Here is a 25824-nt window from a genome sequence, read left to right on the forward strand (position 1 = left end):
CGTGGTCGAGGAGGGTGCTTTGGCAGACTTGTTGCTGGTCGACGGCAATCCGATCGAGAACATCAAGCTGGTCGCAGATCCCGCGAAGAATTTCGTCATCATCATGAAAGGCGGCAAGATCTACAAGAATGCGCTGGGAGGCGACAAGAGATAATAGGGTCAGTACTCTGTCGTTAGTCGTCGCAGGCAATTGGTGCCTCAATCTCTGCGTCATCACCGGCGAAAGCGGGTGATCCGGTATTCCAGAGGCGCCGTTGTGGGACACGGAGATGCCGCAGCGTACTGGGTCGCCCGGTCAAACTGGGCGACGACGTCGAGATTGTGGTGCGCCCCGCACGCAAACGGCGTAACCGATCATGAGCCACCGTGCCGCAGCACCTCGATGGGATCGAGCCGCGCGGCGCGCCAGGATGGGTAGAGCGTTGCGAGAAACGAAAGCGTCAGCGCCATGATCACGACCGCGGAGGTTTCTCCGACCTCGACCTCCGCCGGCAGCTTCGAAAGAAAGTAGAGCTTGGGCGGAAACAGTTCGGTTCTGGTCAGCCAGGACATGAACTGCCGGATCGTCTCGATATTGAGGCAGGTCAGAAGCCCGACGACGAAGCCGATCAGCGTACCTGCGACGCCGATCGAGGCGCCGGTGATCAGGAATATCCTCATGATCGAGCCCCGCGAAGCTCCCATGGTTCGCAGGATCGCAATGTCGCTGCTCTTGTCTTTCACCAGCATGACGAGGCCCGATACGATGTTCAAGGCAGCCACGAAGACGATCAGGGTCAGGATCAGGAACATGACGTTGCGCTGGACCTGAAGCGCGCTGAAGAAGGTCGAGTTGCGCTGACGCCAATCGACCAGGAAGACCGGCCGGCCAGCGGCTTCCATCACGCTCCTGCGAAAGGTGTCGATGCGATCCGGGTCAGTCGTGAACACCTCGATCGCCGTGACATCGCCGTTGCGATTGAAGTAGGACTGCGCCTCCGCGATCGGCATGAAAATCATGCTCGCGTCGTACTCCGACATGCCGATTTCGAACACGGCCGTGATTTTGTATTTCTTGATGCGCGGCATGACGCCCATCGGTGTCACTGCGCCTTGCTGCGCGACGAGCGTGATAGCGTCACCGGCCTGTACGGAAAGCTGATCGGCGAGGCCCTGGCCGATCGCAACGCCCTGATCTCCGTCAAAACGTTCGATCGAGCCCTGCTTGATGTTGGCGGCGACCGACGTCAGCTTGTTGAGATCGACCGCGCGGATCCCGCGCACCAGAACGCCCGAGGCATTTGTGGACGATGCCAATGCCGTCCCGTCAACGACGGGAGCGGCCAGTCGAACTCCCTTCAACCGGCTGATGCGTTCGCTCACATCGTTCCAGTCGGTCAGAGGCGATTCCAGCGGCTGAACCAGAACATGGCCGTTGAGGCCGAGGATTTTGTCCAGAAGCTCTTTGCGAAAGCCGTTCAAGACCGCCATCACGATGATGAGGGTCGCGACGCCAAGCATGATGCCGAGAAATGAAAACCCTGCGATGACCGAAACAAGGCCTTCCTTGCGCCGCGCGCGCAGATAGCGTGCTGACAGCATCCACTCGAACGGTGCAAAGGGAACGACCTTACGCGGCGCTGTCATGATCCTCAGGGCTCATCAGATTCGTCATTCTGTCCGGTTGCAGCCGGTTTGGCGACCTGGGCGTCCTCGGGCAAAAAACGGCAGCGATATCATCGCGGCCATGACCTCGGACGTCATTGCTTTGCCCCGCGGGACAATTCACGTTGAGAATTCAAGACACTGGGAGGATATCCGATGACTCCGCTCGAAAGACTTCATGCGATGAAGATGCCGTTTGCCGAGCTCCAGGGCGTGCAGTTCATCGCGGCCGAGCCGGATCGCGTGGTGGCGAAAATGATCATCAGGCCCGACCTCTGCACGCTCGGCCACATCGCGCATGGCGGCGCCATCATGGCCCTTGCCGATTCCGTCGGGGCGGCCGCGACCGTGATCAACCTACCGGCGGACGCCAAGGGCACGACCACGCTGGAGAGCAAGACCAATTTCATTGGCGGCGCAAAGGAGGGGGCCACGCTGATCGCCACCGCGACTCCGGTCCATCGGGGGCGGCGGACGCAGGTCTGGCAGACTCGGCTGGAGACCGAGGACGGCAAGCTGGTGGCGCTGGTGACCCAGACGCAGATGGTCCTCGTATGATTACGGGGGCTTTGATTTTGTTAACGAATTGGTCGTTTGCCATGCCTCTAACTTGGGCATGTTCCCGTCTTGCAAACCATGCTGCGACGCACAATATAGGAGGCCTAGGGATTCGAACGCCTCCTCGAGGGACACCAAGAGGAGTTTTGACGTGGCACTTGAAGAAACCATGCACACCGAGTCCGTGCAGGGCTATGTGCGGACCCTGATCCAGCAAGAGGAATTGCCGCTCCTGCGCGATCATTTGCTGAGGCTCGATCCCGAGAGCCGGCACGACCGCTTCAACGGTTTTCTCGACGACAGCTTCATCGAGCGTTACGCGGCCCGCTGCGCCGACGACGGCACGGTGATCGTCGCCTACATCGTCGACGGCGTGGTCCGCGGCGCGGCCGAGCTGCATCCGGCGGAAGGTGATTCGCTGCCCGAAGTGGCGTTCAGCGTGGAAGCCTGCGCGCGCCGCCAGGGCGTCGGCACCGTGCTGTTCCGGCGTCTGATCGCGGAAGCGCGCTGGAAGGGTTTTGAGCGCCTGCGCATTACGACAGGCGCGGAGAATCACGCGATGCGGGCGCTGGCGAAGAAGTTCGGCGCGCATCTGGCATTCCGGCACGGCGAATCGACCGGCACCATCGATCTCACCAGGACGCCGGAGGCGGAGCTGGCGGATCTCGCTGCTGCGCCGTTCAAGGCGGGCCGCGCGCTGCTGAGCTTCAACAGCACATGGTGGAAGCTGTTTTCCCGCATGTACGGCAATCGCGCCGCCTAAAATCAAAAAAGCGGACCGGCACTGCCGGTCCGCTTTTCGTATCCTCAAAGATCAGAGCGCTTCAGGTGCCGGTACGCTTGTCGTTGCCGAAGCGGCGCACGACGCGGCGCTCGACCACTACGGAGCGCTGCGCGCCCTGTTCACCGGCGATGACGCGCGTAGCGGTGATGCGGCTGTTGGTGCGGGCCTGCTTCTTCACCTCAGCCTGCACGACGTCGAGCGGCATGCCCATCAGGGACGCGGCGATCTCGGCCTGCTGCTCCTGATTGTCGGTAATGCCGATCGCGGCGAAAATCGCCTCGTCCAGGGTCGGCGGATCGTGGCGCACGCGCCGCGTGCCGTATTTGGTATTCCAGTCTGCGCTCATGGTAGCCTCGTTTCGATCCGAGATACCTAGTGCTGCCTATGTTGCATTGCAATATGAATTTGGTGTGGCATCTCAGTTATACGCGTCTTGCATTGATCCGATGTCAGGGCGGTGACGGTTGGCCCGCATCGAGCGCGCTCTTCGGCTGGGGCCAGCGCTTTAGTGCCGCATGCCCGGCGTCGGTCAATCCGTAGATTCCCCGATCGGCCCGTTCGAACCAGCCGTAGACATTATGCAGCAGGATCTTGCCGGCATCGGGACATCGCGCGCGCAGTTCGCGCACCGCCCGCGGGCCCTCGGCGAGCGCCGAGGCACAGGCCAGCGCCTGCTGGCGATAGGCAGTCATGATGGGTGCGCGCGTGCTGCCGCCGAGCACCGGATCGCCCTGGCGGCGCTGGTGCTCGGCGACGAGCCGCGAGCGCTTCTTCGGCTCGCGGCGCGGCGCCGCGGTCGGCGGCTTCACCAGCACCTCGACCTGGCCGCGCTCGGTAACTCCAAGCATGCCGAAGCCGAGGCGGCGGCAGAGATTGCGATAGCGGGCATCGCTCTCGCGTCCCTTGCCGCGCGCGGACATTTTTGCGGCGATCCAGATCTCGTCACCCGCCGGGGCGCGATCGACCGCCTGCAGGATCAGCTCGAGATTGAAGGCGAGCTTGAGCTCGCCGATCACCACGATAGGCGGATCGCCAGCGCTGAGACCGACGAGATCGCAGCCGCCGATCTCGCCCTTCACGGTGAAGCCGAGCTCTTCGAGGAATCGTTTGACGGGCAGATAAAGCGCGGTTTCCACAGGCTGTTCCGTCGGAGAATCAGTTGCGGCCAGTCTAGCCCGGATCGGAGTCGCTTCTCGCGCCATTTGATCGGGAGCGGATGGTGCGGCTATCTTGCCAGCGGGACAGTCGGGCGCTTTGCGGAAGATGACAATCAGGAACGGGCTCTATCACATCCGGATCGAGATGCTGGATGCCGTGCAGGGTGGCAATCAAGGTGTCATGGTGCTGCGCGACGGCACCATGCGGGGCGGCGATTCATTTTTCTTCGCCTACGGCAGCTACACCTCAGCCGACGGCAAATGGAAAGGCGAGCTGACCAACGAGGAGCATTCGCCCTCGTTCGACGAGCGGCCGGTGTGGGGCCGCAAGGTCGTGACCATCGGCTTCAGCGGTACCTACACCGATGAAACCGCCTATGGCGAAGGCATTGCGCTCGCCGGCAAGCAGAGCATCCGCTTCAGAGGCAATCTGCGGCTCCTGGTAGCGGACTAGACGCGTCCGCTCACCGGTATAAGCGCGCCCGTCACGCCGCTTGCTGCATCGCTTGCGAGGAACAGGATCACTTCAGTGAGCTCCTGCGGCGTCACCCATTTGGAGAAGTCCGCCTTCGGCATGTCGGCGCGGTTGGCCTTGGTATCGATGATCGAGGGCAGCACCGCGTTGACCGTGACCTTGCCTTTCCACTCATTGGCGAGCGCCTCGGTGAGGCGGTGCACTCCGGCCTTCGAGGCTGCATAGGGCCCCATGCCGGAGCCGGCCTGGAGTGCGCCCATGGCGCCGACATTGACGATGCGGCCGGCCTTAGAAGCCGCAAGATGGGAGAGTGCGGCGCGCGAGGTGTTGAGCACGGTCAGCACGTTCAGCGCATACATGCGCTGCCAGGTCCTGATGTCGCCGTCGCCAACGGTCTCGAACGCAAAGCCGCCGGCGATGTTGATCAATGCATCGAGGTGGCCGAAATGTTTTGCCGCCGCCGAGACTGCCGTATTCGCCTGCGTCTCGTCCGAGAGATCGACGCCGCCGAACTCTATATGCTGCGCTGTCGCAGGCGCCTGCGATGGTGCGTGATCGATGCCGGCGACCCGCGCGCCCCGCGCCAGCGCCGTCTCCGCCACCACCCGGCCCAGCGCGCCGAGAGCGCCAGTCACGACAATGACTTTTCCCTGCACGATGTCCTCCGTCGTCACGATGCGCGCCGACTATCGCGAAAGCAAACTGGACTTGCAATGACGAGATCATCAAGGCTGAATGGCGATTGCAACCTTGGATCGCAGGAGGCGGCATGCCCGACAATCTGCCGACGGTAGACGTCCCCCCGGACATCATCAAATTGAAGCATCCATTGCGAAATTTCCTGGCAGCGCTGCGTGGCAAAAGCCCTGTCCGCATCGTGGCAATGGGATCGTCCTCGACGGCTGGACGGGAAGATGTCGTGCCTTATCCCTATCGCCTCGAAATGTATCTCAGGCAACACTACAAGGGCGATCTGCCGAAGATCCGCATCGATCTCTTCAACCGGGGCGTTGGAGACCAGGAAGCGCCGGAAGAGGTGGACCGTTTCGATGCGGATATTTTTCTCGACAAGCCGGCGCTGGTGCTTTGGCAGGTCGGCACCAATGCGGTCTTTCACAAGGATCGATACAAGTTCGACGTCGTCGTCGACAAGATCAGGGACGGTCTGCGCCGGCTGCGCGAGCACCCAATGGATATCGTGTTGATCGATCCGCAATATGTGACCGCCATGCTCCGTGACGATAGCGCCGAACTGTCGGAAAGGATGGTCGCGGCGATCGGTGAGATCGCGGAGAAGACTCCTCAAGTGAATTTGTTTCGGCGCTGGGCCCTGATGCGGCATTGGCACGTCTACAACGGCGTGTCGCTTGAGCAATTGCTCGATCCGAGCGATGGCGACAAGCTGCATCAGAGTGACTGGAGCACCATGCAGGTTTCCAAGGCCCTGTGCCGAGCGATTACCGATGCAACCTTGTCGGCAAGCTGGCTTCCGGCCGAAAAGCAATCCTGATCAGGATTGCAGATAGCGTGCCTTCAACGCGGTGCGCTCGGCTGCCCCGAGCTTGAGGCCATCGCGCAAATAGGTTTCGAGTTCGCCATAGTCGGCGCGCACGGCTTCGAAGCCGGCTGCGAGATAAGAGGCCTCAACCGAACCGATGGCGTCGCGCACGTCCTGCGGCAGTTCGGATGCTGCGGAAGGATCGCGGCGGTAGAACCGGTTCGTCAGCAGATAGTCCTCCGCGATGGTTTCTTCGGGCACGCCGAGAGCATGAAGGATGAGCGCGCAGGCAAAGCCGGTGCGGTCCTTGCCGGCGGTGCAGTGGATGACGAGCGGTGCGCGGTCTTCGAGGAGATGACCGAATAGCGCGCGAAAGCTGTGCGTGTTGTGGCGGACATAGTTGCGGTAGGATTCGCGCATGATCTCGAGCGCAACGGGCGCGGTCAACGTGCCGTCGGCCATCCGCGCCCTGAGCGCGGCGACCACGGTCGGCTCGATCGGCAGCGAATGCGTGGTGATCTCGCGCACGCCGCACAGCGCGTCCGCGCGCTCTTCGACGCCTCGGAAATCGAATGCGCTCCGCACACCGAGACCGCGGACGATCGCGACATCGGCTGCGGTGAGAAGGCCAAGGTGATTGGAGCGGAAGAGTCGCCGCCAGCGCGTCTGTCGACCATCGGCGGTCGGATAACCGCCGAGGTCGCGAAAATTGCTCGCGCCTTGCAAGGCGAGGTGGCGGGCAGGGGAGTCTGACATCAGATCGGCCTGGGCTATGTTGCCAACGGAATCGGCCGCGCGGCTCGCGCGCGATAGACTTGAACTTCATTACAGGGGGCGAATATGGACCGGCACAAGGCCATTATTTTGGCCATCGCCATTTTGGCGGGCGGAACTTTGATGGCGACCGGCACGAAGGCGCAGACGTTTCATGGCTATCGTTGCGCTGATGGTACGCAGTTCATCATCGCGTTTTACCCAGACGACAAGCGCGCCTTCATGCAGATCGACGGCGGCGCCATTCCGCTCGCCAAGCGGCTCACGCTATCGGGTGTGCGTTACTCCGGTGCCGGGATCACACTGAGCATCAGCAAGACCAGTACAACCGTCAAGCATCTGAAGCGGCCGGTCACAGTCTGCGAAGTGAGCTGAGCGCAAGAATCAAAGCAGAATCAAAAAGGGCCGAAACGATCCCGTTTCGACCCTTTTCAAACTTCCGCCGGACGCTTGCGAGCGTGGGGCGGTACCGAAGGCACGGCAGGCATCAGCGATCCCATTTCGGCTTGGCTTCCTCGATCGCCTCCTGGTGATACCAGCTGCCGCTGCAGATCGTCTCAACGACAGGCGAGGAGACGTGATCGGCCGGCAGACTGGCCTCGCCGTAGCGGCGACCGCCGAGAGCCGCACGGCCCCCGACAGGGAATTGGTAGATCGTGGCCGACCCTTGGCCCAAGTTACTGTTCATCATTGCGGTATCTCCTTCAGCCGGAGCGCTTGACCTCCATGGTGCGCCCGACTCGTTCGCTTATGGTTACTGGGTCACCCCATATTGGCCCTGCTTGGCGAAATGCAAAGTGCCGAAAACGGCATCATTGTTGGCCTAATTTGTAGGCAGTCAGGCCTCTGCACGCTGCAAGGCAAGTTCCACGTGATCAACGCATGGGCCATTCCGAAGGTTGCGAAGAGCGGCCCCGGGGCTTCGCGAAAATTGCCAAGGAGTGGCGCTGCTTTAACCGGTGGCCGGGTGCAGCGCGGTACATGCCGACAAATCGGGCGTTTTCTGCAGGTTTTTGCAGCGCGAAGTCACGAAAAGGTGCGCTGCTTTGACGCATGCCTTTGTGAATCGCTGGTGAGGTTCGCAGCCTGCCGGCTGACGGTGGAAAACCTCCCGCAGTGCGGCGTTTTGGCACGCGAAATGCTTGTAAAGCGCCGGCCGATGGTGGCCGGGTACAACGTGCGGGGACCACAGGTCCCCACCTTTCGCATCATCTACAGAGAGGCTCAATGACCAAGTACAAGCTCGAGTACATTTGGCTCGACGGATATACGCCGACTCCGAATTTGCGCGGCAAAACTCAGATCAAGGAATTCGCGTCGTTCCCGACGCTCGAGCAGCTTCCGCTCTGGGGCTTCGACGGCTCCTCCACCCAGCAGGCCGAAGGCCACAGCTCCGATTGCGTGCTGAAGCCGGTCGCGGTGTTCCCGGACGGCGCCCGCACCAACGGCGTGCTGGTGATGTGCGAAGTCATGATGCCCGATGGCAAGACCCCGCATGCGTCCAACAAGCGCGCCACCATCCTCGACGACGCCGGCGCATGGTTCGGCTTCGAGCAGGAATATTTCTTCTACAAGGACGGCCGTCCGCTCGGCTTCCCGGCCTCGGGTTATCCGGCGCCGCAGGGTCCGTACTACACCGGCGTCGGCTTCTCGAACGTCGGCGACGTCGCCCGCAAGATCGTGGAAGAGCATCTCGACCTCTGCCTCGCGGCCGGCATCAACCATGAAGGCATCAACGCGGAAGTCGCGAAGGGCCAGTGGGAATTCCAGATCTTCGGCAAGGGCTCCAAGAAGGCCGCTGACGAAATGTGGATGGCCCGCTACCTGATGCTGCGCCTGACCGAGAAGTACGGCATCGACATCGAATTCCACTGCAAGCCGCTCGGCGACACCGACTGGAATGGCTCCGGCATGCACGCCAACTTCTCGACCGAGTATATGCGCACGGTCGGCGGCAAGGAGTACTTCGAGGCGCTGATGGCTGCCTTCGACAAGAATCTCATGGACCATATCGCCGTCTACGGCCCGGACAACGACAAGCGTCTGACCGGCAAGCACGAGACCGCGCCCTGGAACAAGTTCAGCTATGGCGTGGCCGACCGCGGTGCTTCGATCCGCGTTCCGCACTCCTTCGTCAACAACGGCTACAAGGGCTATCTGGAAGACCGTCGTCCGAACTCGCAAGGCGACCCATACCAGATCGCTTCGCAGATCCTGAAGACGATCTCGTCCGTGCCGACCGACAAGAAGGCGGCCGCCTAAGATCTTTCAGGCCCGGACCTTGGGGACTTGGTCCGGGTTGGCTCTCAAATCCGCCGCGGCTGCGAGGCTTCGGCGGATTTTTGCATTTTGATGACAGTTGGCGCTATCGGGTATTGGGTCTGGCGTACGAAACTTGTCTCCCACGACCTAAAGAGGGATAGACTGGCGCCTCGGATGCGCGCAGGCCGGGGACACGGCTGGTGTTGGAAGGTTTTTACAAAGTACGGTTTCAGCTCGGCGAAGCTGTTGGCCGCAGCGTCATGCATGTCGGCGACGGCAAGATGCTGGGCGGCAACTCGGCCTTTGCCCATATCGGCACGTATGAGAAGACGGGCGAGGAGGTCGCAATCGTCATCAAGACCGTGCGCCATAATCCCGATCCGAATTATCGCGCGATGGCCGGCACGGACGATGCGACGCTGATCGCGAAGGGCCTGCCGGACGGCGATCTCTATCGTTTCAAGGGCGAGCTGAAGGAATTGCCCGGCGTTCCCTTTCAGTCGGTGATGATGCCGATCAGGGAGGACGAGGTGCCGATCGCCGGCGGCGTCGGCGAGGGCGGCATCGCCAACGGTCTCTACTCGATCCATCTGCGGATGCTGGACGGCATCGAAGGGGGGCTCACCGGCGTCATGCTGCTCAACCAGGGCCGCATCCTCGGTGGCGATGCCTCGTTCTACTATCTCGGCAGCTACACGGCCGCGAATGGCCGCTGGAAGGGCCAGATCCTGAACCAGGAGCACACGCCAGCTCGAGATGAAAATCCGGTGTTCGGCGGCCATGAGGTCGGCATCGGCTTCTCAGGCACCTATGACGACGAGGAGGCGGTGCTGGAAGCCACCGCGCTCGCGGGCAAACGCAGCATGCGGCTGACCGCGGCGCTGAAGCTGATGCATCGCGCCTGACTGGATGTTTGGGAGAACCATGGAAAACACCGTCCGCATGCTCTCGACGCTTGGCCTGATGGGGGCGATGCGCAGCCTGTCCTCCGCTTATGAAGCCGCGACGGGTGTCCACATCGATGCAGACTTCGCGCCGACCCAGGCGCTGCTCAAGCGTCTGCGAGACGGCGAGGCCGCCGATGTCGTGATCCTGACGCGCGAAGGCCTCGACGAGGTCATTGCCGAGGGCCGCGTCGTGGCGGAAGGCGCTGCTGACCTTGCGCGCTCCCATGTCGGCATCGCCGTGGCCGCAGGGCAGGTGCATCCCGACATCTCCAGCGAAAGCGCCTTGCGCAGGACGCTGCTTGCGGCGCGATCCGTCGCCTATTCGCGATTGGGCGCGAGCGGGATCTACTTCGCCGAGCTGATCGGACGGATGGGCATCGCGGCCGAGATCAACGCCAGGGCGACCATCGTGCAGCAGGGCTTTACTGCGGAACGGCTGGCCAGCGGCGAGGCCAATCTCGCCGTGCAGCAGATCAGCGAGTTGAAGCAGGTCGAGGGCATCGAGGTCGTCGGACCGATCCCCCTCGACTTGCAGACGCCGGCGCTGTTCTCGGCCGGCCGCCTGGCAACTGCGAAAAATGCCGAGGCCGCGGATCGGCTGTTGCGCTACCTGGCTTCGCCCGACGTTGCGCCCGTGCTGCGGCGGTCGGGCCTCGAGCCTTGAATTCGCCAACGCCCGGACGCAACCTTCCGGCCATGCGGACAGCTCTCTGCGCCATCCTTCTGACGTTCGCGGCACCGCTCGCCGCACAGGCGCAGTCGGCCGATCTCGTGCTGTGCGATCGGCTGGCGGCCGATCCTAGCGATCCCGACAAGCCGATCGACGTAAAGGGAGTAGCTGAGGTCGCGAGCGCCGACATCGCGACCGCGATCAAGTTCTGCAAGACGGCGGCAGGCGGCTCGCGCCGCGCGATGTACGAGCTCGGACGGGCTTACGCTGCCAATCGTCAGATGACTGAAGCGATGGCGGCCTGGAGCAAGGCGGCCAACAAGGGCTCGAGCGCGGCGATGGTCGAGCTCGGTGTGCTCTATGGCACCGGCGCAGGCGTCGCCAGGGACGAGGCGCAGGCGCGAAAGCTGTTCGAGAAGGCGGCGCAGGCCGGCAACCCGCGTGGCGTCAGCAATCTTGCCGCGCTTGGCGGTTCGCCAGGGGCTGCTCCTGCCGACCCGGCGCGGGCGCGCGAGCTGCTCGGCAAGGCCGCCGAGACCAATGCGGAGGCGCAGTACCAGCTCGGCCTGATGCTCGCGAACGGCGACAGCGGTCAAAAGGACGACGTCGCGGCCCGCGCGCTGTTCGAGAAGGCCGCCGCTCAAAATCATCCGGGCGCGCTGGAGCGGATGGGCGCATTCGCGCAGGAAGGCCGCGGCGGCCCGAAAGATGCGACTGCTGCGAAGGCCTATTACGAGCGCGCGGCCGCGCTCGGCGATGAAGACGCCAAGAAGGCGCTGGAACGGATCCGCTGTCCCTATGCGATCAAGAACAAGCAGGGCCAGCTCGTGACCACGCTTTGCTTTTAATCCGCTTCGCAAGTCAGTCGTTCTCGCCAAGCGAGCCTTGGAGGAACCTAGTTCGCGCCCCCGTCGTTGAGACCGAAATGAACAGGAGGCGCGACATGATCCGCAAATTGGCGTCCGGCGAATATCGTCTCTATTCGCGCAAGGTGAACCCGAAGACAGGCAAGCGCCGCAACCTTGGCACGTTCAAGAGCCGCGCGGCGGCGGAGAAGCACGAACGCGAGGTGCAGTATTTCAAGCGGCACTAGGGTGCCGAGCAACAAAAATGTCGAAAACAACCCCATGCAAAGTAAAGAGCAGGGGATGGTGTGATTGATTGCGGATTTAGCAAAATCTGATGGCACGTCGGACAAATCAGCCGCATGATGGCATCAACGGCGTGGAACACATCTCTCCAAAGGCGCGCCCTGCGCGGAAAAGCCGGATGGCCTTGATACGGCAGCGGTGCTAGTTAGCCCGCCATTGATCCGCTACTCAAAATGACTTTTCGGGATTCCTTCATTGCTGAACGGGCTCTACAAGGTCGAATACGGCGTCAACGATGCGTTCGGCCGCAGCATCATGTGCATGCACAACGGCAAGCTGCTGGGCGGCAATTCCGCCTTTGCGCATCTCGGGACCTATGAGGAGCTCGACGGCGAGATCATCGGAGAGGTCATCACCGAGCGTCACAACGACGATCCCTACTACAAGCCGCTGATGGGCACTGATGTCGCCGCCATCAGCGTGCTCGGCCGGACCACCAGCAATGGCATCCGTTTCGAAGGCGAGGCCGCCCCTGTGCCGGGCGCGATGTTCTGGGCCGAGCTTACGCGGCTCGATGACGATGCGTTGCCGCCGCGGGGCATCGTCGGAGCAGGCGGCATCGCAAACGGGCTCTATGCGATTGATCTGCGTGCGCTCGACGGCGTCGACGCTGGCCTCTCGGGCGTCATGCTGCTGATGGATGGCCGTATCCTCGGTGGCGACGCGTTCTTCTATTATCTCGGGTCCTACTCCTCGGCGGACGGCCGGTGGAAGGGCGAGATGCTCAACCAGGAGCATACGCCGGCGAAGGGCGAGAACCCGGTGTTCGGCGGCTATGAGGTCGGCATCGGTTTTTCAGGAAGCTGCACCGCTGACAGCGGGGAGCTCGAAGGCATCGCCCTCGCAGGCAAGCGCAGCCTCCGTCTTGCGGCTTCGCTCAAGCTGATGTGGCGCGCCTAGGGCAAGCGTTCGACGCGATTGCAGCCCCGATCAGTCGTCCAAAAGATAGTGCCCGTCAAGCTGTCGCCGCGCATTCAACCGCCAATCCTATCCGTCCGAGACGCCTAGGAATCGCGAGCGGTGTTTGAAAAGGCTGAAAGTCGTGTAGCTGATGCTTAAAATGCAAACCGCGGCAAACAGAGCAGCTCCGACAAATGATCCTTGCATGAACATGAAAAGTGCAATGCAGGCGAGTCCAGCTGAGCCACACAACAATGATGCAACAAACTTCCTTACTGCGCGCCTCGGGACCGATGGCTTCCAGACCAAATCGTAGAGTGCTGATGAAGCATATGAACTGTCTTGCAATGATCCAGGCAGAAGCGGACGAATTTCACCGACAACGTTGTGATGGAGACCCACTGCGAGCGCGATCAGGATAATTGCCAAGAGCAACAACATTGTTCAGCTCAGAGCTATCTTCGCGAGCGTCCAAACGAGGCAAGTTTTATTGAGGACATTTGTTCGGACGCAAGCTCGCGAAACGAATGTTCGCGAACGCCCCCCGCCGAGAGACGTCGGCCAATGACGCTACCACCGCGTTCGGAATTATCCAAGTGTGCCAGACGAGCTGCAGCGCCGGTGAGGCGCGCCCGTACGGAAGCGATGGTGCTACCGTTCTGGGGAAAAATGGGAAGAACTCAGTGTGAGCAAATCTAGTGTGCTACAACCGCATATCCGGACCTCGACGAGGCGAGCGTCCACTTTGCCGACGGGCCAGAGCGTCGTCTGACCTCGAATTGCATTAGGGATAGGGGCGAACGTTAGCGCCTCCGAGACGGAGAAAGCTTCTGAGTTCTTCGACAGAGTGAGCAACGCGGTGTGCACCGGCATCAAATAGGCGCGCGGCCGTGTGGTATCCCCAGGCTACCCCGATGCCTCCAAACTTCGCTGCCCGCGCCATCTCCATGTCGAAGGAGGTGTCGCCGATAAAGATCGACTCCTCAGCTTTTGTGCCGGTGGCTTCAAGTGCCTGGATCAGCATCCCAGGGTGGGGCTTGGAGGGCGCCATGTCTGCGGCTTGGATGGTCTTGAAGTAGTGTCGCCATCCCAGCGCTTCCAGGGCCGGAACGACAGCGGCCGAGGTGTGGCCGGTTGCGATCCCAAGCTCGACGCCGGGCATGCGGTCTAAATCGCGAAGCAGATCAGCGATGCCATCGAATGGCCTTTCGACAAAAGCGGGCTCGGACCTGAGCTGAGGGAGGACGCGGCCGTAGGCCCGCACCATGTCTTGAATTGGTGCTTGCGGTCCAGCGAGTTGCGCAAGGACAAGCTCAAGCGACCTTCCAATCAACGCTAGGCTGTCTTGAGTCGATGGGGGCGCTAAGCGAAATTCGGTAAAGACCAAGCGGTGGCATTCCAATATCAAAGCTCGGCTGTCGACAAGTGTTCCATCGAAGTCAAAAACGATCAACTTCACAACCTACTTCTTCCTTTAGCTGCCTAATTTAGGTTTGCCGTACAACAGAGCAGATGCAGTCAGCAACTGCATCGTCCTCTCCAGCGACCATGCGGCCTTGCGGCTAAGACCGGAGTTCTGCATCTGTGCTACACCTGCATATCCGGACCTCGACGAGGTGAGCGTCTACTTCGCCGATCGGCCAGAATCGAACATTCAGGTTGAGGCGTGCGCCGCTGCTAACCTACTTCTTCGTTTGTTCAATCCTGAAAGTGCTGCTTGGACCGATGGTCGTCGCGTGAAGAACCACTTCGCCGTCCTTTGCCATCGCGTAATGGGAGATCTTCGCTGGTTCAACTAAGAACGAGCCAGGTGGGTATGCCTTGAATTTACTTTCATCCCACTGATCACCGTTCGCGTAGTACAAGGTGCCGGACACAACGACGGCCGTTCGTGTCTCACCGTGCCAATGCGGCATGATCTTGAACCCGGCTGGGATTCTCACCCGCTCCGAAAGTAATCCCGCTTTTTTTGGGTCGCCAAATAGGGTGGCGATCCCCACCGCTCCGACTGGTCCCTCGAAACGAATGTCCTGAGGAAGCGTTGCGATGACCGCATCCTGGGCAAAAGCCGGCATCGATCCGCCCAGCGCGAGAAACGCCGCAGTCGCAAGGCCGATCAATGAAGGTGCCAGCCTTGTGGGAAATGCGTACGTCATGTCTCGATCCTTCCTAGGTCGTGAAGTGGAAGCGAAGGCTTTCCTTGCGGAACGCCGGCGCCCGGCCATACATCAGCGCCCGCCACAGCCATTCAATCGGACCGTAGGCAAAACGCGCAAGCCAGAGCCGGCTCACCAGCACCTGCGCGGCGTAGATCGTCAGGACGAGCAGCAGCCCGGTCACCGAGCCCATCCTGCCGAATAGTCCGAGGCCGTAGCCGTAGAAGATGAAGCCCAGCACGACCGACTGGACGATGTAGTTGGTGAAGGCCATGCGTCCGACCGGCTCGGCGAAACGGAGCAGCCTTGCGCCGGCTGACGTGCGTTCGGCGGCGATCACCAGGACAGCGTATCCCGACGCCAGGACGATCTGGCTAGCCATGGTCGCTGAGGGGGGCGTGAGCCGCGCCAAAAGCAGGCCAACCGCGACGGCCACAAATCCCGCGATCGCCAGCAGGTTTCGGTGTCGTTCGGCTGCCTCCGTGAACAGTCCGTGCCGCCAGCACAGAATGCCCACCAGGAAGAGGCCGGTCGTGCGCGGAAACACGTAGAGATGCAGCGGCAGAAGGGCAGGGAGCTCCTGCACGCGGAGCGCCAGCACCTTCGCAAAGCTTCCGTTTGCGTACGTCTGGTCGGCTGTCTGCACGAGTGCGACCAGCGCTGCCCGATCGGGGAAGGCGATGAAGGACGGCAGCACCGGTTGCAGCACATAGAAGATCAGCATGATCGCCGCCGCGATCGCGATCGTCCAGCGCGGCGCCCATAGGAACGGCAGCACGACAAGTCCGGCCAGCGCGTACTCGGTGAGGATGTCACCGTTCCAGATGAGGACCAGGTGGATCACCCCGAACAGCAGCAGCACGAGTAGCCGCCGGACCAGGAGCTGTGTCCGTCGCGGCGAGGTGCCGAGCCGGTCGAATTGGATGGCGAGGCCCACGCCGAACAGGAACGAGAACAGTGCGAACGCCTTCATGTCCACGAACAGCGTGAGCGCCGCGTCGACAATGCCGTTCAGCGTCGGGGCCGGGCCTGAGGGGAGCAACTGCAGGAAGATCGAGACACGAAACTCAGTCTCGAGGTTGATCGCCAGCACGCCGAACAGTGCCAGCCCGCGCAACGCGTCGATCGCGCCCAGCCGATGCGAAGGAGCCGTCGGTGAATTCGAACTTGTCAGGTCGGTTGTGGATTCCACGGCGGTGCTGATAGGGCCCGTCGGCTGCGGACGAAGTGCGCCGCGAGAACGAGGAGGTTTGCTCTGTCCCGATCATCCGTCATCAGTCGCGACTCAGCCAGGGGAATATTCCTGGCAGGCGCGAGCCTGGATGCGCGCTGCGCCTTGCAATATCTTGGGTTGTGATCAACGGATCCTGCGACGGTAGCATTGTAATCCTATCCGTGTCCCGCGAGCCACGATTGTGCTGTCTGCGCAACACTCCTTCCGGATTAAACCGTCATTGCAGGTCGTTCTCATCCGCGCCGCTTTTTGGCCACACCCCTCCGTGAATAAAATCTCCATAAATTTTTCAGGGCTGCGGCGCTCGCACCAGCGAAGGAAAAAATCCCAGGGTTCATTCAAATCTTGGGTGTCGTTTTCCGGGTCTGACAAGGGTTGACCGAGCAAACTGGTTTTACGATGGACGCCAAGACGAACATCAAGCAGAGACTGCCGAGCCGTCACGTCACGGAAGGCCCTGCGCGCGCGCCCCATCGCTCGTATTTCTATGCCATGGGTCTGACCACCGAGCAGATCCATCAGCCCTTCGTCGGCGTCGCGTCCTGCTGGAACGAAGCTGCTCCCTGCAACATCGCCCTGATGCGCCAGGCGCAGGCGGTGAAGAAAGGCGTGGCGTCGGCCGGCGGCACCCCGCGTGAATTCTGCACCATCACCGTTACCGACGGCATCGCCATGGGCCATGACGGCATGCGCTCCTCGCTGCCGTCGCGCGAATGCATCGCAGACTCCGTCGAGCTGACCGTGCGCGGCCATGCCTACGATGCGCTCGTCGGCCTTGCCGGCTGCGACAAGTCGCTGCCGGGCATGATGATGGCGATGGTCCGTCTCAACGTGCCCTCGATCTTCATTTATGGCGGCTCGATCCTGCCCGGCAACTTCCGCGGGCAGCAGGTTACCGTCCAGGACATGTTCGAGGCCGTCGGCAAGCACTCGGTCGGTGCCATGTCCGACGAGGACCTCGACGAGATCGAGCGCGTGGCGTGCCCCTCGGCCGGCGCCTGCGGCGCGCAGTTCACCGCCAACACGATGGCGACCGTGTCGGAAGCCATTGGGCTGGCGCTGCCGTACTCGGCAGGAGCTCCGGCTCCGTATGAGATCCGCGACGCCTTCTGCATGACGGCGGGCGAGAAGGTGATGGAGCTGATCGCGGACAACATCCGGCCGCGCGACATCGTCACTCTGAAATCTCTGGAGAATGCGGCCGCCGTGGTCGCAGCCTCCGGCGGCTCGACCAATGCTGCGCTGCACCTGCCGGCGATCGCGCATGAGGCCGGCATTAAGTTTGACTTATTCGACGTCGCCGAAATCTTCAAAAAGACACCTTATGTCGCGGATTTGAAGCCCGGCGGCCGTTATGTCGCCAAAGACATGTTTGAAGTTGGCGGCATCCCGCTTCTGATGAAGACGCTGCTCGACAATGGTTTCCTGCACGGTGATTGCCTCACTGTGACGGGCCGGACGATCGCCGAAAATCTCAAGAGCGTGAAATGGAATCCGCACCAGGACGTGGTGCACCCGGCAGACAAGCCGATCACCGTCACCGGTGGTGTGGTTGGTCTGAAGGGCAATTTGGCGCCAGAAGGTGCGATCGTGAAAGTCGCGGGAATGTCCAACCTCAGGTTTACCGGTCCGGCACGCTGCTTCGACCGGGAGGAGGACGCTTTCGACGCGGTCCAGAAGCGCACCTACAAGGAAGGCGAAGTCCTCGTGATCCGCTACGAGGGGCCGAAGGGCGGTCCCGGCATGCGGGAAATGCTCCAGACCACCGCAGCGCTGACCGGCCAGGGCATGGGCGGCAAGATCGCGCTCATCACCGACGGCCGGTTCTCCGGTGCCACCCGCGGCTTCTGCATCGGCCATGTCGGGCCGGAGGCGGCGGTGGGCGGCCCGATCGGGCTGCTCGAGGATGGCGACATCATCGAGATCGACGCGGTCGCCGGCACTCTTAACGTAAAATTGAGCGACGATGAGCTGGCTCAACGCCGGACCAAATGGCGTTCCCGCGCGACTAATCATACGTCGGGTGCGCTGTGGAAATATGCTCAGCAGGTAGGACCAGCGATCGGCGGGGCAGTGACCCATCCGGGCGGCGCGCACGAGAAACAGTGCTATGCGGACATCTAGGCGTACCATAGTTGCGTTTGTGTTGGGGGCTTTCGCGCTGGCCGCGCCGGCGCTTGCCTTCGACGGTGCGCCGGTCAATCCGCAGGATGCCGCCATCCCGGTGGTCTCGCCGGCGCCCGGTAGCGCCGCAGCGCTGCGCAAGGCCGTTCCTCCGACTGCAACCAATCCCGATGCCTCCTTCACCGCGTTGCAATATGCGGCCGAAGGTGGCCATCCCATCGCGCAATGGAAGCTCGGGCGGATGTACGCCAATGGTGAGGGCGTCGCTCAGGACGATTTGCGCGCCTTCGACTATTTCAGCCGGCTCGTGAACGCGCATGCGACCGACAGCCCGTCGCTGCCCCAGGCGCCGATGGTGGCGAACGCCTTCGTGGCGCTCGGCCGCTATTATCTCAACGGCATCCCGAACTCGAAGGTGAAGCCGGATCCGGAGCGGGCGCGCGAGCTATTCTCCTATGCCGCGGCCTATTTCGGCAATGCGGATGCCCAGTACGATCTAGCCCGGCTTTATCTGAAGTCGCCGGACGCCTCGCGCGATACCTTCACGCAGGGCGCGCGCTGGCTGGGTCTTGCCGCGCAGAAGGGCCAGCACGAGGCCCAGGCGCTGCTTGGCCAGATGCTGTTCAACGGCGATCGGCTGCCGCGACAGGCTGCCCGCGGCCTGATGTGGCTGACGCTGGCCCGTGACAGCGCAGGCACGGACGAGACCTGGATCAAGGAAAGCTACAATCGCGCCATCGCAAAAGCCTCCGATGACGACCGCGCGATGTGCCTGCAAATGCTCGAGCAGTGGGTGCAAGGTCGGCGAGACTAACCGCCGCGATTGATCGCTGCGAAGGGTGGGCAATCGCGCGCGTGCGCCGTGCCCACCATCCTACCGTAACTTACGCCGCCTCGAGATCCAGATCCGCCCACACCGGGACGTGGTCCGAGGGCTTTTCCCAGCCGCGCACATAGCTGTCGATGCCGACATTGGCGAGCTTGTCGCTTGCCTGCGGCGACATCAGGAGATGGTCGATCCGCAAGCCCTGGTTCTTCTGCCAGGCACCCGCCTGGTAATCCCAGAAAGTGTAGAGCCCGGGCTCGTCGGTGACCGCCCGCAGCGCGTCGGTGAGTCCAAGGCCGAGCAGGGACTGAAAACTCTCGCGCGTCTCGGTCTTGAACAGGGCATCTTCGGTCCAGGCCGCGGGATTGTGGACGTCGCGAGCAGCGGGAATGACGTTGAAGTCGCCGGCGAGGATCAGCGGCTCCTCGGCCTTGAGACGCTCCTTCGAATACTCAAGAAGACGCGACATCCACTTGAGTTTATACGGATATTTCTCAGTCCCGACTGGATTGCCGTTGGGCAGATAGAGACAGGCGATCCGCAAGACGCCTTGCTTCAGCGTCACGACGCCCTCGAGAAAGCGCGCATGCGCGTCCTCGTCATCGCCGGCAAGTCCCGACTTGGTCTCGTCGAACTTGAGCTTGGACAGCAGCGCCACGCCGTTGAACGTCTTCTGCCCATGGGTGACGACGTTGTAGCCGAGCGACTCGATCTCCAGCCGCGGGAAGGCGTCGTCGACGCATTTGATCTCCTGCAGGCAGACGATGTCGGGCGAGCATTCCCTCAACCAGGTCATCAGATGCTCGATCCGCTGCCGGACCGAGTTTACGTTCCAGGTGGCAATGCGGATCGTCATGAGGGTACTCCAGGCTGGGGCACCGTTAGAACAAACTGCAAACTCAGCCGTCAAGGACGGTCGGCCCGGAAGCGCAAAATCTCCCAAGAAATTAACCCGGCTTAAGCCGGAGCTCTGCCATTCATGCCGGAAAAGGTCCTGATGCATGGGATGGCCCGGCAATTCCCCAGATAGCAATGAGCCGCGCAACGGCCTGATCGGCGCGTTCCTCTACTGGCTCGGCGGCTTCGCGATCGAGGACAGCCTGACGGCCGATCTCAGCGAGCGCGAGATGCGTCGCATCCGGGCCAAGCAGGTCGATGCCGTCACGCAGCTGATCCCGGTGACCATGGCCGTGAACATGCTCACGGTCGCGATCGTGCTGATCCTGTTCTGGGGCAGGGGCTGGAACGGTTTCCTCGCGATCTGGGGACTGACGCTCGCGGCGGTCGCCACGCTGGCACTGCGCGGATGGCAGCGTTCCCACGTCGATCCACCGCAGGAGGCCTCATCGCGCGCGACGCGGCAGATGATGCGGCAGGCGTTCTTCCTCGCGGCCATCTGGGGCACGCTGCCGCTCGCGCTGTTCAGCCAGGTCGGGCCGACCAGCCAGCTGATCCTGGCCTGCCTGATGGTCGGGATGATCGCAGGCGGCGCCTTCACGCTCTCGACCTTCCCGCGCGCGGGTCTCGTCTACCTCGCCACCATCACGCTCGCCTGCGTCGGCGCGCTGCTGTTGTGCGGCAGCGGGCCGTATCTGCTGACCGCGGTGTTCCTGCTACTGTTCGCGTTCTTCATGGCGCGCAACATCGTCTCGCAGGGCAATCTGTTCCTCGGCAATCTCAAGGCGCAGCTCGCGCTCGAACGGCAGACCGAGACCATCTCGCTCCTGCTGAAGGAGTTCCAGGAGAACGCCAGCGACTGGCTGTGGCAGACCGATGGGGAAGGGCATCTCGTGCACGTGCCCGAGCGCTTCGCCGCGGTCGCGCAGATGCCGCTGCCGCTGTTGCAAGGCGCACATTTCGCCGACGTGCTCGACATGCTCTGTCCCGAGGATAAGAGCGCCGCCTACGACATCATCGGCCTGATGGAGCAGAGCGAACCGCTGCACGAGATGAGCATCAAGGTCGTCGCCGGCGGCGAGGCGCGGCAGTGGTCGCTGACGGCAAAGCCGTCATACGATCGCGACGGCCAGTTCCTCGGCTATCGCGGCTTCGGCCGCGACGTCACCGAGCGCTGGCGGGCGGAAAAGGCCGAGGCCGAAAACCGCGCGAAATCGAACTTCCTCGCCGTGATGAGCCATGAGATCCGCACGCCCATGAACGGTGTGCTCGGCCTAGCGAGCATGCTGCTCGAGACCTCGCTCGATCCGGAGCAGCGCGAGGCCGTGACCACGATCCGCGAGTCCGGAGACAATCTCCAGCGCATCCTCAACGACATCCTCGACCTCTCCAAGCTGGAGGCCGGCCGTTTCGAGTTCGAGGCGATCGACTTTTCGCCGCAGGCACTGGTCGAGACGGTTGCCACAATCGTGCGCGCCAGTGGCAAGGCCAAGGGCCTCGCAGTGAAGGTCGCGCTCGATCCGAACCTGCCGCCGGCGCTGCGCGGCGACGTCGCCCGGATCAGGCAGGTGCTGCTCAATCTCGCCTCCAACGCGGTGAAGTTCACCGACACCGGCGAGGTGTCAATATCAGCCATCTGCCAGGCACGACGCGACATGCTCGCGACCATCGAGTTTGCCGTGACCGACAGCGGCATCGGCATTGCGCCCGAGAAGGTCGGTCAGCTCTTCGCCGATTTCGCGCAGGCCGACGCCTCGATCAGCCGACGCTTCGGCGGCACGGGACTTGGCCTTGCGATCTCCCGGCGCATCATCGAGCAGATGGGCGGCACGATCGGCGTCACCTCAGTGCCGGGCGAGGGCTCGACCTTCCGCTTCACTCTGGTGCTGCCGTGGAGCCAGGCGCTGGTGTCCGACCGAGAGGCCGATCGCAGCGAAGCCGATGACCTCAAGGCCCGCATCGCGGCGCTCGATCGGCCGCTGAAGGTGCTGGTGGCGGAGGATGACGCCGTCAACCGTTTGGTCGTGAGCAAGATGCTGGGCGAATTCGACGTCGACTTGCGTGTCGTGGCCGACGGCGTCGAAGCGATCGAAGCCGCCGCGGACGGCGACTACGACGTGGTGCTGATGGACGTGCGCATGCCCGAGATGGACGGCCTTGCCGCGACGAGGGCGATCCGCGCGGCGGGCGGCCGCTTCGCGCTGCTCCCGATCATCGCGCTGACTGCCAACGCTTTCCCGGAAGACGTCAAGATCTGCCGTGAAGCGGGGATGTCGGACTTTTTGGCCAAGCCGCTGCGCAAGCCTGCACTGGTCGCCGCGCTGTTGCGGGCGCTGGATCTCATGGCTGCTGATGATGCGCCGCTACAGCCGGAGCAGGGGCCGCCCACCGCTCGGGTGCTGCAATCTGGCATTTGAGCATCCGGGGTGCGCAATGACACGCCGGCCTATCGCACGCTCCAACCGACGATCCGGCGGCAGCCTACGATTTTGCGCCAGATTGGCGGCCTATGAAAAAGGGACAGAGACATGCATGCCGAACGATTGTTGCCGGTGAAGACCGCGCCCGAGGGCTACGCAACACTCCGTGCGGTAGAAGCCTACATCCTTCGATGCGGCCTACCACGAGGTTTGATCGACCTCGTGAAGATGCGAGCGTCCCAGATCAATGGCTGCGCGTATTGTCTCGACGTTCACAGCAAGGATGCACGCAGGAACGGCGAGCGCGAACAGCGCCTTTACCTTCTCAATGGATGGCGCGAATCGCCGCTGTATTCGCAGGCCGAACGTGCCGCACTGGCATGGACTGAGGCGCTCACGGGGATCGCAGAGGTGCACGCGCCGGATGCAGACTACGAGGAACTAAAAAAGCAATTTACTGATAAAGAAATCGTCGATCTCACCATCCTCATTGGCATGATCAATCTTTGGAATCGGCTCGCTATCGGCATGCGCTACGTGCATGATGCAAGTTGACGTGCGTGTCTCGCGGCAGCCACCGAACAATGCAGGGGAGCTCGTTTGCAAAGGCAGAACATTTCGTCCGGTTACGCCTTTGAAGACGTGTACGGTTACTCACGAGCCGTCCGCGTTGGAAATCAAGTCTTTGTATCCGGTACAACGGCCCGTCCGCCGGAACTGGGCGGCGATGCCTATATGCAAGCGAAAGCCGCGCTGGCGACTATAGCCGACGCACTAGCCAAGACCGGTGCAGGGATGCAGCATGTTGTTCGTACAGTGGTGTACGTTATCGACATGGCTGACACTCAACATATTGCCCGTGCTCATTCCGAAGCCTTCGATCAAATCCGTCCGGCAAGTACGCTCGTTCAGGTCGCTGGTCTTACGCCAGCCTCTGCACGGGTTGAGATCGAGGCAACGGCGATCATCCGCGACTGACGGGATCAGGGCCGCGTACGCTCGAAGGCGCCGTGTGTACTCCCCGCATAGTGACTGCCTTCCCTGCCGTGTCAGCTCTTTTCACCGCTGATCAGGGAACGAGGCAGGTTGCTTGTGAACTTCTGCACCTCGGCTGGCGATCTCAAAATTATACCTCGGATACCCTGTGGGAGATTGGCCAGAAGCTCTGCATGTCGGGCTCGACTGCGTGCTGGATAGGTCCAAACCCAGTCTCTGAAAAACGACCAGTCGAACTGTTCGGGGTTTCCGACCCCGGTATCATCGCGCTCGCGGCCGTAGTTTCGGATACTTCGCCATATCGCTCGTGGAAAATAAACGTAGCGCGGCAGGTCAAGCCAGATGAGGGTTTCGGCCCGCGGCAGTCGAAGATCGAGATGGCTTGAGTAATTGCCCTCGATAACCCAGGCATCACGTGCAGCAGCCTCAGCCATTCTCGCACGAAAGAGTCCGGTCTCCGAAGGTGACCAGCCCGGATTCCAGTAAAGGGCATCAAGATGCACGACGGGAAGCCCAAGGCGTTCGCCAAGGCGGCGCGCAAGCGTCGATTTGCCGGCGCCACTTGGACCGAGAATGAGAATACGCATTGGCACAACCATTGGCTTTATCTGATCCAATGCACCATGTTCTTCGCCGTGGCGCGATGATGCGGCGGCTTGCGATGCGCCTCAACCGTCAAGTCTGGGACGGCCCGCGATTTCGCACTGTGTTCCGTGGTAGAGCCCGTCCATCACCACGGGCCGCAGAGATCGAGTGCAGGTTGCGACAGTCTCGCGGCAATATCGTACGATGACCGCGCATTTAACTGAGGCTTGAGATTGAATGCGCCGTCACCGCAATTTTAAACTTACTCGGGTCTTCGCACGTAGAGCGAGATAAACCGGTCGATCATCGGGTTGATCTGCTCCGGTACTTCCAGCGACAGGAAATGCCCGGAGCCGACGGCCTTGGCCGTGACCAGTTGCGGGCACAGCGCCGCAAAACGATCCAGATCCGCGAGCCGATGGGCCGCTTCGATGTAGAGCACCGGGACCCGGCACGCCTGGGCGCACTCGCGCGCGCGATGCACATCCCAGGGGAATAGACTTGTAAACGTGGACACCAGCACGTGCTGTGGCGTCGACAGGAAGGTCTGTTCAACATGGGCGCGGCATCTGTCGGTCGGCAGACAGGAGTCCGCCACAATTCTTCGCGCCTCGTCCGCAAAATCCGCGCCCCTTAAGCCCTCCAGATACCCGGCGAACACGGTCCCTGCCGAGGCAGGGAAGAGCACCCCTGAGTCGAGCAGCACCAGACCTGCAGGAAAGTCCGGATAGCGCGCGGCGATTTCGAGCGCCATGTTGCCACCCATGCTTTGACCAACGATGACCGGCTTTGTGATCTGCTGCCGGTTGCACAGCCAGACGAGATCATCGGCGAAGCCTTCGATCGAGTACGTCTGTTGCGGCTTGTCGCTTTCACCATGTCCCCGCAACTCGGCATTCAACGCCCGACCTTGTCGGGCGAAAAACTCCATCTGCGGCGCAAAATGCGTGCGATCGCCACCGAGGCCATGGACAAACAGGAATTGAAGCGGTCCCGCCCCGGCGATGTCGAAGGACAGCTGGATGCCATCACGCGCGAGTTTCATGGATCATCTCCGTATTCACCGACAGGTCCCTGGCGAGACCCTAGTCTAAGCGGCGGCGCTGAGGAGATTCGAACTTTCTCGAACAATTGGACTGCGGCAGGGCCGCTTCGGCGTCAGACTGTATCGGACCCGCCAAGTGCGTGTCCGGCCGATCCTCCCCGCCCGTGGCGATCTCGCGATCATCACAGGTTGCCCCTGATTTGCCTGACGGTCAAACTTTTCGCAAAAGTAGAAATGCATCGTGCCGGCTCCCCGGCTACTTTGCATGGTTGTTTTTGCGAAATTTGATCCGGGCTAGATCGAGAAGCTCGTCCCGCAGCCGCAGGACGCGGTGGCGTTGGGATTGTTGACGCGGAAGGACGCGCCGATCAGGTCGTCGACGAAGTCGACCTCGGAGCCCGCCAGGAACGGTTGCGATGCGGAGTCTACCAGCACGACCGCGTTGTCGCGCTCGATGACGAGGTCGTCGTCGGTGCGGTCACGCTCGATGTCGAACTTGTACTGGAAGCCGGAGCAGCCGCCGCCCTCGACCGAGATCCGCAGCATGGCGCCGGTGCCTTCGCCCTTGAGGATCTCCCCAATCCGGCGCGCGGCCCGGTCGCTGATGGTCACGGCAGTCGTCATCGTTCCACTCCGATAGTCCCGCGTCATATCCAATTCATTTGGTATCCCGCGTCGGTCATAGTTAAGTGCAAGGGTCCGCAGAATCAAATGGATAGGG

Annotated in this window: 29 protein-coding genes and 1 pseudogene; 17 read left to right on the forward strand and 13 right to left on the reverse strand. The window is 62.0% G+C overall.

Features of this window, described 5'->3' with window-relative positions:
- Nucleotides 1–154, forward strand: a pseudogene (locus ACV1FX_RS25945) (amidohydrolase family protein); the annotation flags it as partial.
- Between the two features lie 200 nt (nucleotides 155–354).
- Here ACV1FX_RS25945 and ACV1FX_RS25950 read toward each other — a convergent pair.
- Nucleotides 355–1626: a lipoprotein-releasing ABC transporter permease subunit gene (locus ACV1FX_RS25950; protein WP_473120414.1), complete on the reverse strand. Its 1272-nt coding sequence runs from the start codon at nucleotides 1624–1626 to the stop codon at nucleotides 355–357.
- Between the two features lie 174 nt (nucleotides 1627–1800).
- Here ACV1FX_RS25950 and ACV1FX_RS25955 point away from each other — a divergent pair, with 174 nt between their 5' ends.
- Both ACV1FX_RS25955 and ACV1FX_RS25960 read left to right on the forward strand, forming a co-directional pair.
- Nucleotides 1801–2202, forward strand: a complete 402-nt coding sequence (locus ACV1FX_RS25955) for a PaaI family thioesterase (RefSeq protein WP_473120415.1) — start codon at nucleotides 1801–1803, stop codon at nucleotides 2200–2202.
- A 151-nt stretch (nucleotides 2203–2353) separates the two neighbouring features.
- The gene (locus ACV1FX_RS25960; protein ID WP_473120416.1) at nucleotides 2354–2965 is read left to right on the forward strand and encodes a GNAT family N-acetyltransferase; all 612 of its coding nucleotides are present in this window, start codon (nucleotides 2354–2356) and stop codon (nucleotides 2963–2965) included.
- A 61-nt stretch (nucleotides 2966–3026) separates the two neighbouring features.
- On the opposite strand, the gene ACV1FX_RS25965 is transcribed toward ACV1FX_RS25960, so the two are convergent.
- Together ACV1FX_RS25965 and ACV1FX_RS25970 are read right to left on the reverse strand one after the other, a co-directional pair.
- Complete coding sequence (locus ACV1FX_RS25965) at nucleotides 3027–3332, reverse strand: hypothetical protein (protein WP_473120417.1); 306 nt, start codon at nucleotides 3330–3332, stop codon at nucleotides 3027–3029.
- A 103-nt stretch (nucleotides 3333–3435) separates the two neighbouring features.
- Nucleotides 3436–4122, reverse strand: coding sequence for a DUF2161 domain-containing phosphodiesterase (locus ACV1FX_RS25970; protein ID WP_473120418.1), 687 nt, complete (start codon nucleotides 4120–4122; stop codon nucleotides 3436–3438).
- Nucleotides 4123–4249: 127 nt separating this feature from the next.
- On the opposite strand from ACV1FX_RS25970, the gene ACV1FX_RS25975 reads away from it, so the two are divergent.
- Entirely contained in the window at nucleotides 4250–4597 is a 348-nt protein-coding gene (locus tag ACV1FX_RS25975; RefSeq protein WP_473120419.1) for a hypothetical protein, read from the forward strand.
- On the opposite strand, the gene ACV1FX_RS25980 is transcribed toward ACV1FX_RS25975, so the two are convergent.
- Nucleotides 4594–5274, reverse strand: a complete 681-nt coding sequence (locus ACV1FX_RS25980; protein ID WP_473120545.1) for an SDR family oxidoreductase — start codon at nucleotides 5272–5274, stop codon at nucleotides 4594–4596. The genes ACV1FX_RS25975 and ACV1FX_RS25980 overlap by 4 nt on opposite strands.
- 113 nt (nucleotides 5275–5387) lie before the next feature.
- Between ACV1FX_RS25980 and ACV1FX_RS25985 the strand changes: the two genes are divergently transcribed.
- Nucleotides 5388–6128, forward strand: a complete 741-nt coding sequence (locus tag ACV1FX_RS25985; protein ID WP_473120420.1) for an SGNH/GDSL hydrolase family protein — start codon at nucleotides 5388–5390, stop codon at nucleotides 6126–6128.
- On the opposite strand, the gene ACV1FX_RS25990 is transcribed toward ACV1FX_RS25985, so the two are convergent.
- Nucleotides 6129–6872: a tyrosine-protein phosphatase gene (locus ACV1FX_RS25990; RefSeq protein WP_473120421.1), complete on the reverse strand. Its 744-nt coding sequence runs from the start codon at nucleotides 6870–6872 to the stop codon at nucleotides 6129–6131.
- An 84-nt stretch (nucleotides 6873–6956) separates the two neighbouring features.
- On the opposite strand from ACV1FX_RS25990, the gene ACV1FX_RS25995 reads away from it, so the two are divergent.
- Nucleotides 6957–7265 carry an MliC family protein gene (locus tag ACV1FX_RS25995; protein ID WP_473120422.1) on the forward strand — a complete coding sequence of 103 codons (309 nt, stop codon included), beginning with the start codon at nucleotides 6957–6959 and terminating at the stop codon, nucleotides 7263–7265.
- 112 nt (nucleotides 7266–7377) lie between these two features.
- Here the strand turns inward: ACV1FX_RS25995 and ACV1FX_RS26000 are convergent, their stop codons facing one another.
- Nucleotides 7378–7581 (reverse strand): DUF2735 domain-containing protein, encoded by a 204-nt coding sequence (locus ACV1FX_RS26000; RefSeq protein ID WP_027523928.1) that lies wholly within the window; start codon nucleotides 7579–7581, stop codon nucleotides 7378–7380.
- Nucleotides 7582–8117: 536 nt separating this feature from the next.
- On the opposite strand from ACV1FX_RS26000, the gene ACV1FX_RS26005 reads away from it, so the two are divergent.
- The 6 genes from ACV1FX_RS26005 (at nucleotide 8118) to ACV1FX_RS26030 (ending at nucleotide 12820) form a co-directional block, all read left to right on the forward strand.
- Nucleotides 8118–9152, forward strand: coding sequence for a glutamine synthetase beta-grasp domain-containing protein (locus ACV1FX_RS26005; RefSeq protein WP_473120423.1), 1035 nt, complete (start codon nucleotides 8118–8120; stop codon nucleotides 9150–9152).
- 200 nt (nucleotides 9153–9352) lie between these two features.
- Nucleotides 9353–10057, forward strand: a complete 705-nt coding sequence (locus tag ACV1FX_RS26010) for a GrlR family regulatory protein (protein ID WP_473120424.1) — start codon at nucleotides 9353–9355, stop codon at nucleotides 10055–10057.
- A gap of 19 nt (nucleotides 10058–10076) precedes the next feature.
- Nucleotides 10077–10763: a substrate-binding domain-containing protein gene (locus ACV1FX_RS26015; protein WP_473120425.1), complete on the forward strand. Its 687-nt coding sequence runs from the start codon at nucleotides 10077–10079 to the stop codon at nucleotides 10761–10763.
- A 32-nt stretch (nucleotides 10764–10795) separates the two neighbouring features.
- The gene (locus tag ACV1FX_RS26020) at nucleotides 10796–11617 is read left to right on the forward strand and encodes a tetratricopeptide repeat protein (RefSeq protein ID WP_473120426.1); all 822 of its coding nucleotides are present in this window, start codon (nucleotides 10796–10798) and stop codon (nucleotides 11615–11617) included.
- Between the two features lie 95 nt (nucleotides 11618–11712).
- Nucleotides 11713–11862, forward strand: a complete 150-nt coding sequence (locus ACV1FX_RS26025) for a hypothetical protein (RefSeq protein WP_007609497.1) — start codon at nucleotides 11713–11715, stop codon at nucleotides 11860–11862.
- Nucleotides 11863–12115: 253 nt separating this feature from the next.
- Nucleotides 12116–12820 carry a GrlR family regulatory protein gene (locus tag ACV1FX_RS26030; protein WP_473120427.1) on the forward strand — a complete coding sequence of 235 codons (705 nt, stop codon included), beginning with the start codon at nucleotides 12116–12118 and terminating at the stop codon, nucleotides 12818–12820.
- 784 nt (nucleotides 12821–13604) lie between these two features.
- Here the strand turns inward: ACV1FX_RS26030 and ACV1FX_RS26035 are convergent.
- From ACV1FX_RS26035 to ACV1FX_RS26045, 3 genes are all read right to left on the reverse strand, one after another.
- Nucleotides 13605–14279 (reverse strand): HAD family hydrolase, encoded by a 675-nt coding sequence (locus tag ACV1FX_RS26035; protein ID WP_473120428.1) that lies wholly within the window; start codon nucleotides 14277–14279, stop codon nucleotides 13605–13607.
- A 223-nt stretch (nucleotides 14280–14502) separates the two neighbouring features.
- Nucleotides 14503–14976, reverse strand: a complete 474-nt coding sequence (locus ACV1FX_RS26040; RefSeq protein ID WP_473120429.1) for a cupin domain-containing protein — start codon at nucleotides 14974–14976, stop codon at nucleotides 14503–14505.
- Between the two features lie 13 nt (nucleotides 14977–14989).
- Nucleotides 14990–16168, reverse strand: a complete 1179-nt coding sequence (locus ACV1FX_RS26045) for a DUF418 domain-containing protein (protein ID WP_473120430.1) — start codon at nucleotides 16166–16168, stop codon at nucleotides 14990–14992.
- Nucleotides 16169–16609: 441 nt separating this feature from the next.
- Between ACV1FX_RS26045 and ilvD the strand changes: the two genes are divergently transcribed.
- Together ilvD and ACV1FX_RS26055 are read left to right on the forward strand one after the other, a co-directional pair.
- Entirely contained in the window at nucleotides 16610–18334 is a 1725-nt protein-coding gene (gene ilvD, locus ACV1FX_RS26050; RefSeq protein ID WP_473120431.1) for a dihydroxy-acid dehydratase, read from the forward strand.
- On the forward strand, nucleotides 18321–19148 hold the full coding sequence (locus tag ACV1FX_RS26055; protein WP_473120432.1) for a tetratricopeptide repeat protein: 828 nt from the start codon (nucleotides 18321–18323) through the stop codon (nucleotides 19146–19148). The genes ilvD and ACV1FX_RS26055 overlap by 14 nt, the downstream gene beginning before the upstream one ends.
- Before the next feature lie 70 nt (nucleotides 19149–19218).
- Here the strand turns inward: ACV1FX_RS26055 and xth are convergent, their stop codons facing one another.
- Complete coding sequence (gene xth / locus ACV1FX_RS26060) at nucleotides 19219–20016, reverse strand: exodeoxyribonuclease III (RefSeq protein ID WP_473120433.1); 798 nt, start codon at nucleotides 20014–20016, stop codon at nucleotides 19219–19221.
- 145 nt (nucleotides 20017–20161) lie between these two features.
- Between xth and ACV1FX_RS26065 the strand changes: the two genes are divergently transcribed.
- From ACV1FX_RS26065 to ACV1FX_RS26075, 3 genes are all read left to right on the forward strand, one after another.
- Complete coding sequence (locus ACV1FX_RS26065; protein ID WP_473120434.1) at nucleotides 20162–22474, forward strand: hybrid sensor histidine kinase/response regulator; 2313 nt, start codon at nucleotides 20162–20164, stop codon at nucleotides 22472–22474.
- Between the two features lie 111 nt (nucleotides 22475–22585).
- Nucleotides 22586–23032 (forward strand): carboxymuconolactone decarboxylase family protein, encoded by a 447-nt coding sequence (locus ACV1FX_RS26070; protein WP_473120435.1) that lies wholly within the window; start codon nucleotides 22586–22588, stop codon nucleotides 23030–23032.
- Nucleotides 23033–23077: 45 nt separating this feature from the next.
- Entirely contained in the window at nucleotides 23078–23455 is a 378-nt protein-coding gene (locus ACV1FX_RS26075; protein ID WP_473120436.1) for a RidA family protein, read from the forward strand.
- A gap of 71 nt (nucleotides 23456–23526) precedes the next feature.
- Here the strand turns inward: ACV1FX_RS26075 and ACV1FX_RS26080 are convergent, their stop codons facing one another.
- The 3 genes from ACV1FX_RS26080 to erpA form a co-directional block, all read right to left on the reverse strand.
- Nucleotides 23527–24060 carry a P-loop NTPase family protein gene (locus ACV1FX_RS26080; protein WP_473120437.1) on the reverse strand — a complete coding sequence of 178 codons (534 nt, stop codon included), beginning with the start codon at nucleotides 24058–24060 and terminating at the stop codon, nucleotides 23527–23529.
- A gap of 260 nt (nucleotides 24061–24320) precedes the next feature.
- Nucleotides 24321–25103, reverse strand: coding sequence for an alpha/beta fold hydrolase (locus ACV1FX_RS26085; protein WP_473120438.1), 783 nt, complete (start codon nucleotides 25101–25103; stop codon nucleotides 24321–24323).
- 294 nt (nucleotides 25104–25397) lie between these two features.
- Entirely contained in the window at nucleotides 25398–25727 is a 330-nt protein-coding gene (gene erpA / locus ACV1FX_RS26090; protein WP_027527378.1) for an iron-sulfur cluster insertion protein ErpA, read from the reverse strand.
- Nucleotides 25728–25824 lie beyond the last annotated feature (97 nt).

It is taken from the genome of Bradyrhizobium ingae, assembly GCF_055791185.1.

Coding starts and splice junctions, on each gene's coding strand:
- ACV1FX_RS25950 (WP_473120414.1), bottom strand. CDS start 1,626: ATGACAGCGCCGCGTAAGGTCGTTCCCTTTGCACCGTTCGAGTGGATG.
- ACV1FX_RS25955 (WP_473120415.1), top strand. CDS start 1,801: ATGACTCCGCTCGAAAGACTTCATGCGATGAAGATGCCGTTTGCCGAG.
- ACV1FX_RS25965 (WP_473120417.1), bottom strand. CDS start 3,332: ATGAGCGCAGACTGGAATACCAAATACGGCACGCGGCGCGTGCGCCAC.
- ACV1FX_RS25975 (WP_473120419.1), top strand. CDS start 4,250: ATGACAATCAGGAACGGGCTCTATCACATCCGGATCGAGATGCTGGAT.
- ACV1FX_RS25985 (WP_473120420.1), top strand. CDS start 5,388: ATGCCCGACAATCTGCCGACGGTAGACGTCCCCCCGGACATCATCAAA.
- ACV1FX_RS25990 (WP_473120421.1), bottom strand. CDS start 6,872: ATGTCAGACTCCCCTGCCCGCCACCTCGCCTTGCAAGGCGCGAGCAAT.
- ACV1FX_RS25995 (WP_473120422.1), top strand. CDS start 6,957: ATGGACCGGCACAAGGCCATTATTTTGGCCATCGCCATTTTGGCGGGC.
- ACV1FX_RS26000 (WP_027523928.1), bottom strand. CDS start 7,581: ATGATGAACAGTAACTTGGGCCAAGGGTCGGCCACGATCTACCAATTC.
- ACV1FX_RS26005 (WP_473120423.1), top strand. CDS start 8,118: ATGACCAAGTACAAGCTCGAGTACATTTGGCTCGACGGATATACGCCG.
- ACV1FX_RS26015 (WP_473120425.1), top strand. CDS start 10,077: ATGGAAAACACCGTCCGCATGCTCTCGACGCTTGGCCTGATGGGGGCG.
- ACV1FX_RS26020 (WP_473120426.1), top strand. CDS start 10,796: ATGCGGACAGCTCTCTGCGCCATCCTTCTGACGTTCGCGGCACCGCTC.
- ACV1FX_RS26025 (WP_007609497.1), top strand. CDS start 11,713: ATGATCCGCAAATTGGCGTCCGGCGAATATCGTCTCTATTCGCGCAAG.
- ACV1FX_RS26040 (WP_473120429.1), bottom strand. CDS start 14,976: ATGACGTACGCATTTCCCACAAGGCTGGCACCTTCATTGATCGGCCTT.
- ilvD (WP_473120431.1), top strand. CDS start 16,610: ATGGACGCCAAGACGAACATCAAGCAGAGACTGCCGAGCCGTCACGTC.
- ACV1FX_RS26055 (WP_473120432.1), top strand. CDS start 18,321: ATGCGGACATCTAGGCGTACCATAGTTGCGTTTGTGTTGGGGGCTTTC.
- xth (WP_473120433.1), bottom strand. CDS start 20,016: ATGACGATCCGCATTGCCACCTGGAACGTAAACTCGGTCCGGCAGCGG.
- ACV1FX_RS26065 (WP_473120434.1), top strand. CDS start 20,162: ATGGGATGGCCCGGCAATTCCCCAGATAGCAATGAGCCGCGCAACGGC.
- ACV1FX_RS26070 (WP_473120435.1), top strand. CDS start 22,586: ATGCATGCCGAACGATTGTTGCCGGTGAAGACCGCGCCCGAGGGCTAC.
- ACV1FX_RS26080 (WP_473120437.1), bottom strand. CDS start 24,060: ATGCGTATTCTCATTCTCGGTCCAAGTGGCGCCGGCAAATCGACGCTT.
- ACV1FX_RS26085 (WP_473120438.1), bottom strand. CDS start 25,103: ATGAAACTCGCGCGTGATGGCATCCAGCTGTCCTTCGACATCGCCGGG.
- erpA (WP_027527378.1), bottom strand. CDS start 25,727: ATGACGACTGCCGTGACCATCAGCGACCGGGCCGCGCGCCGGATTGGG.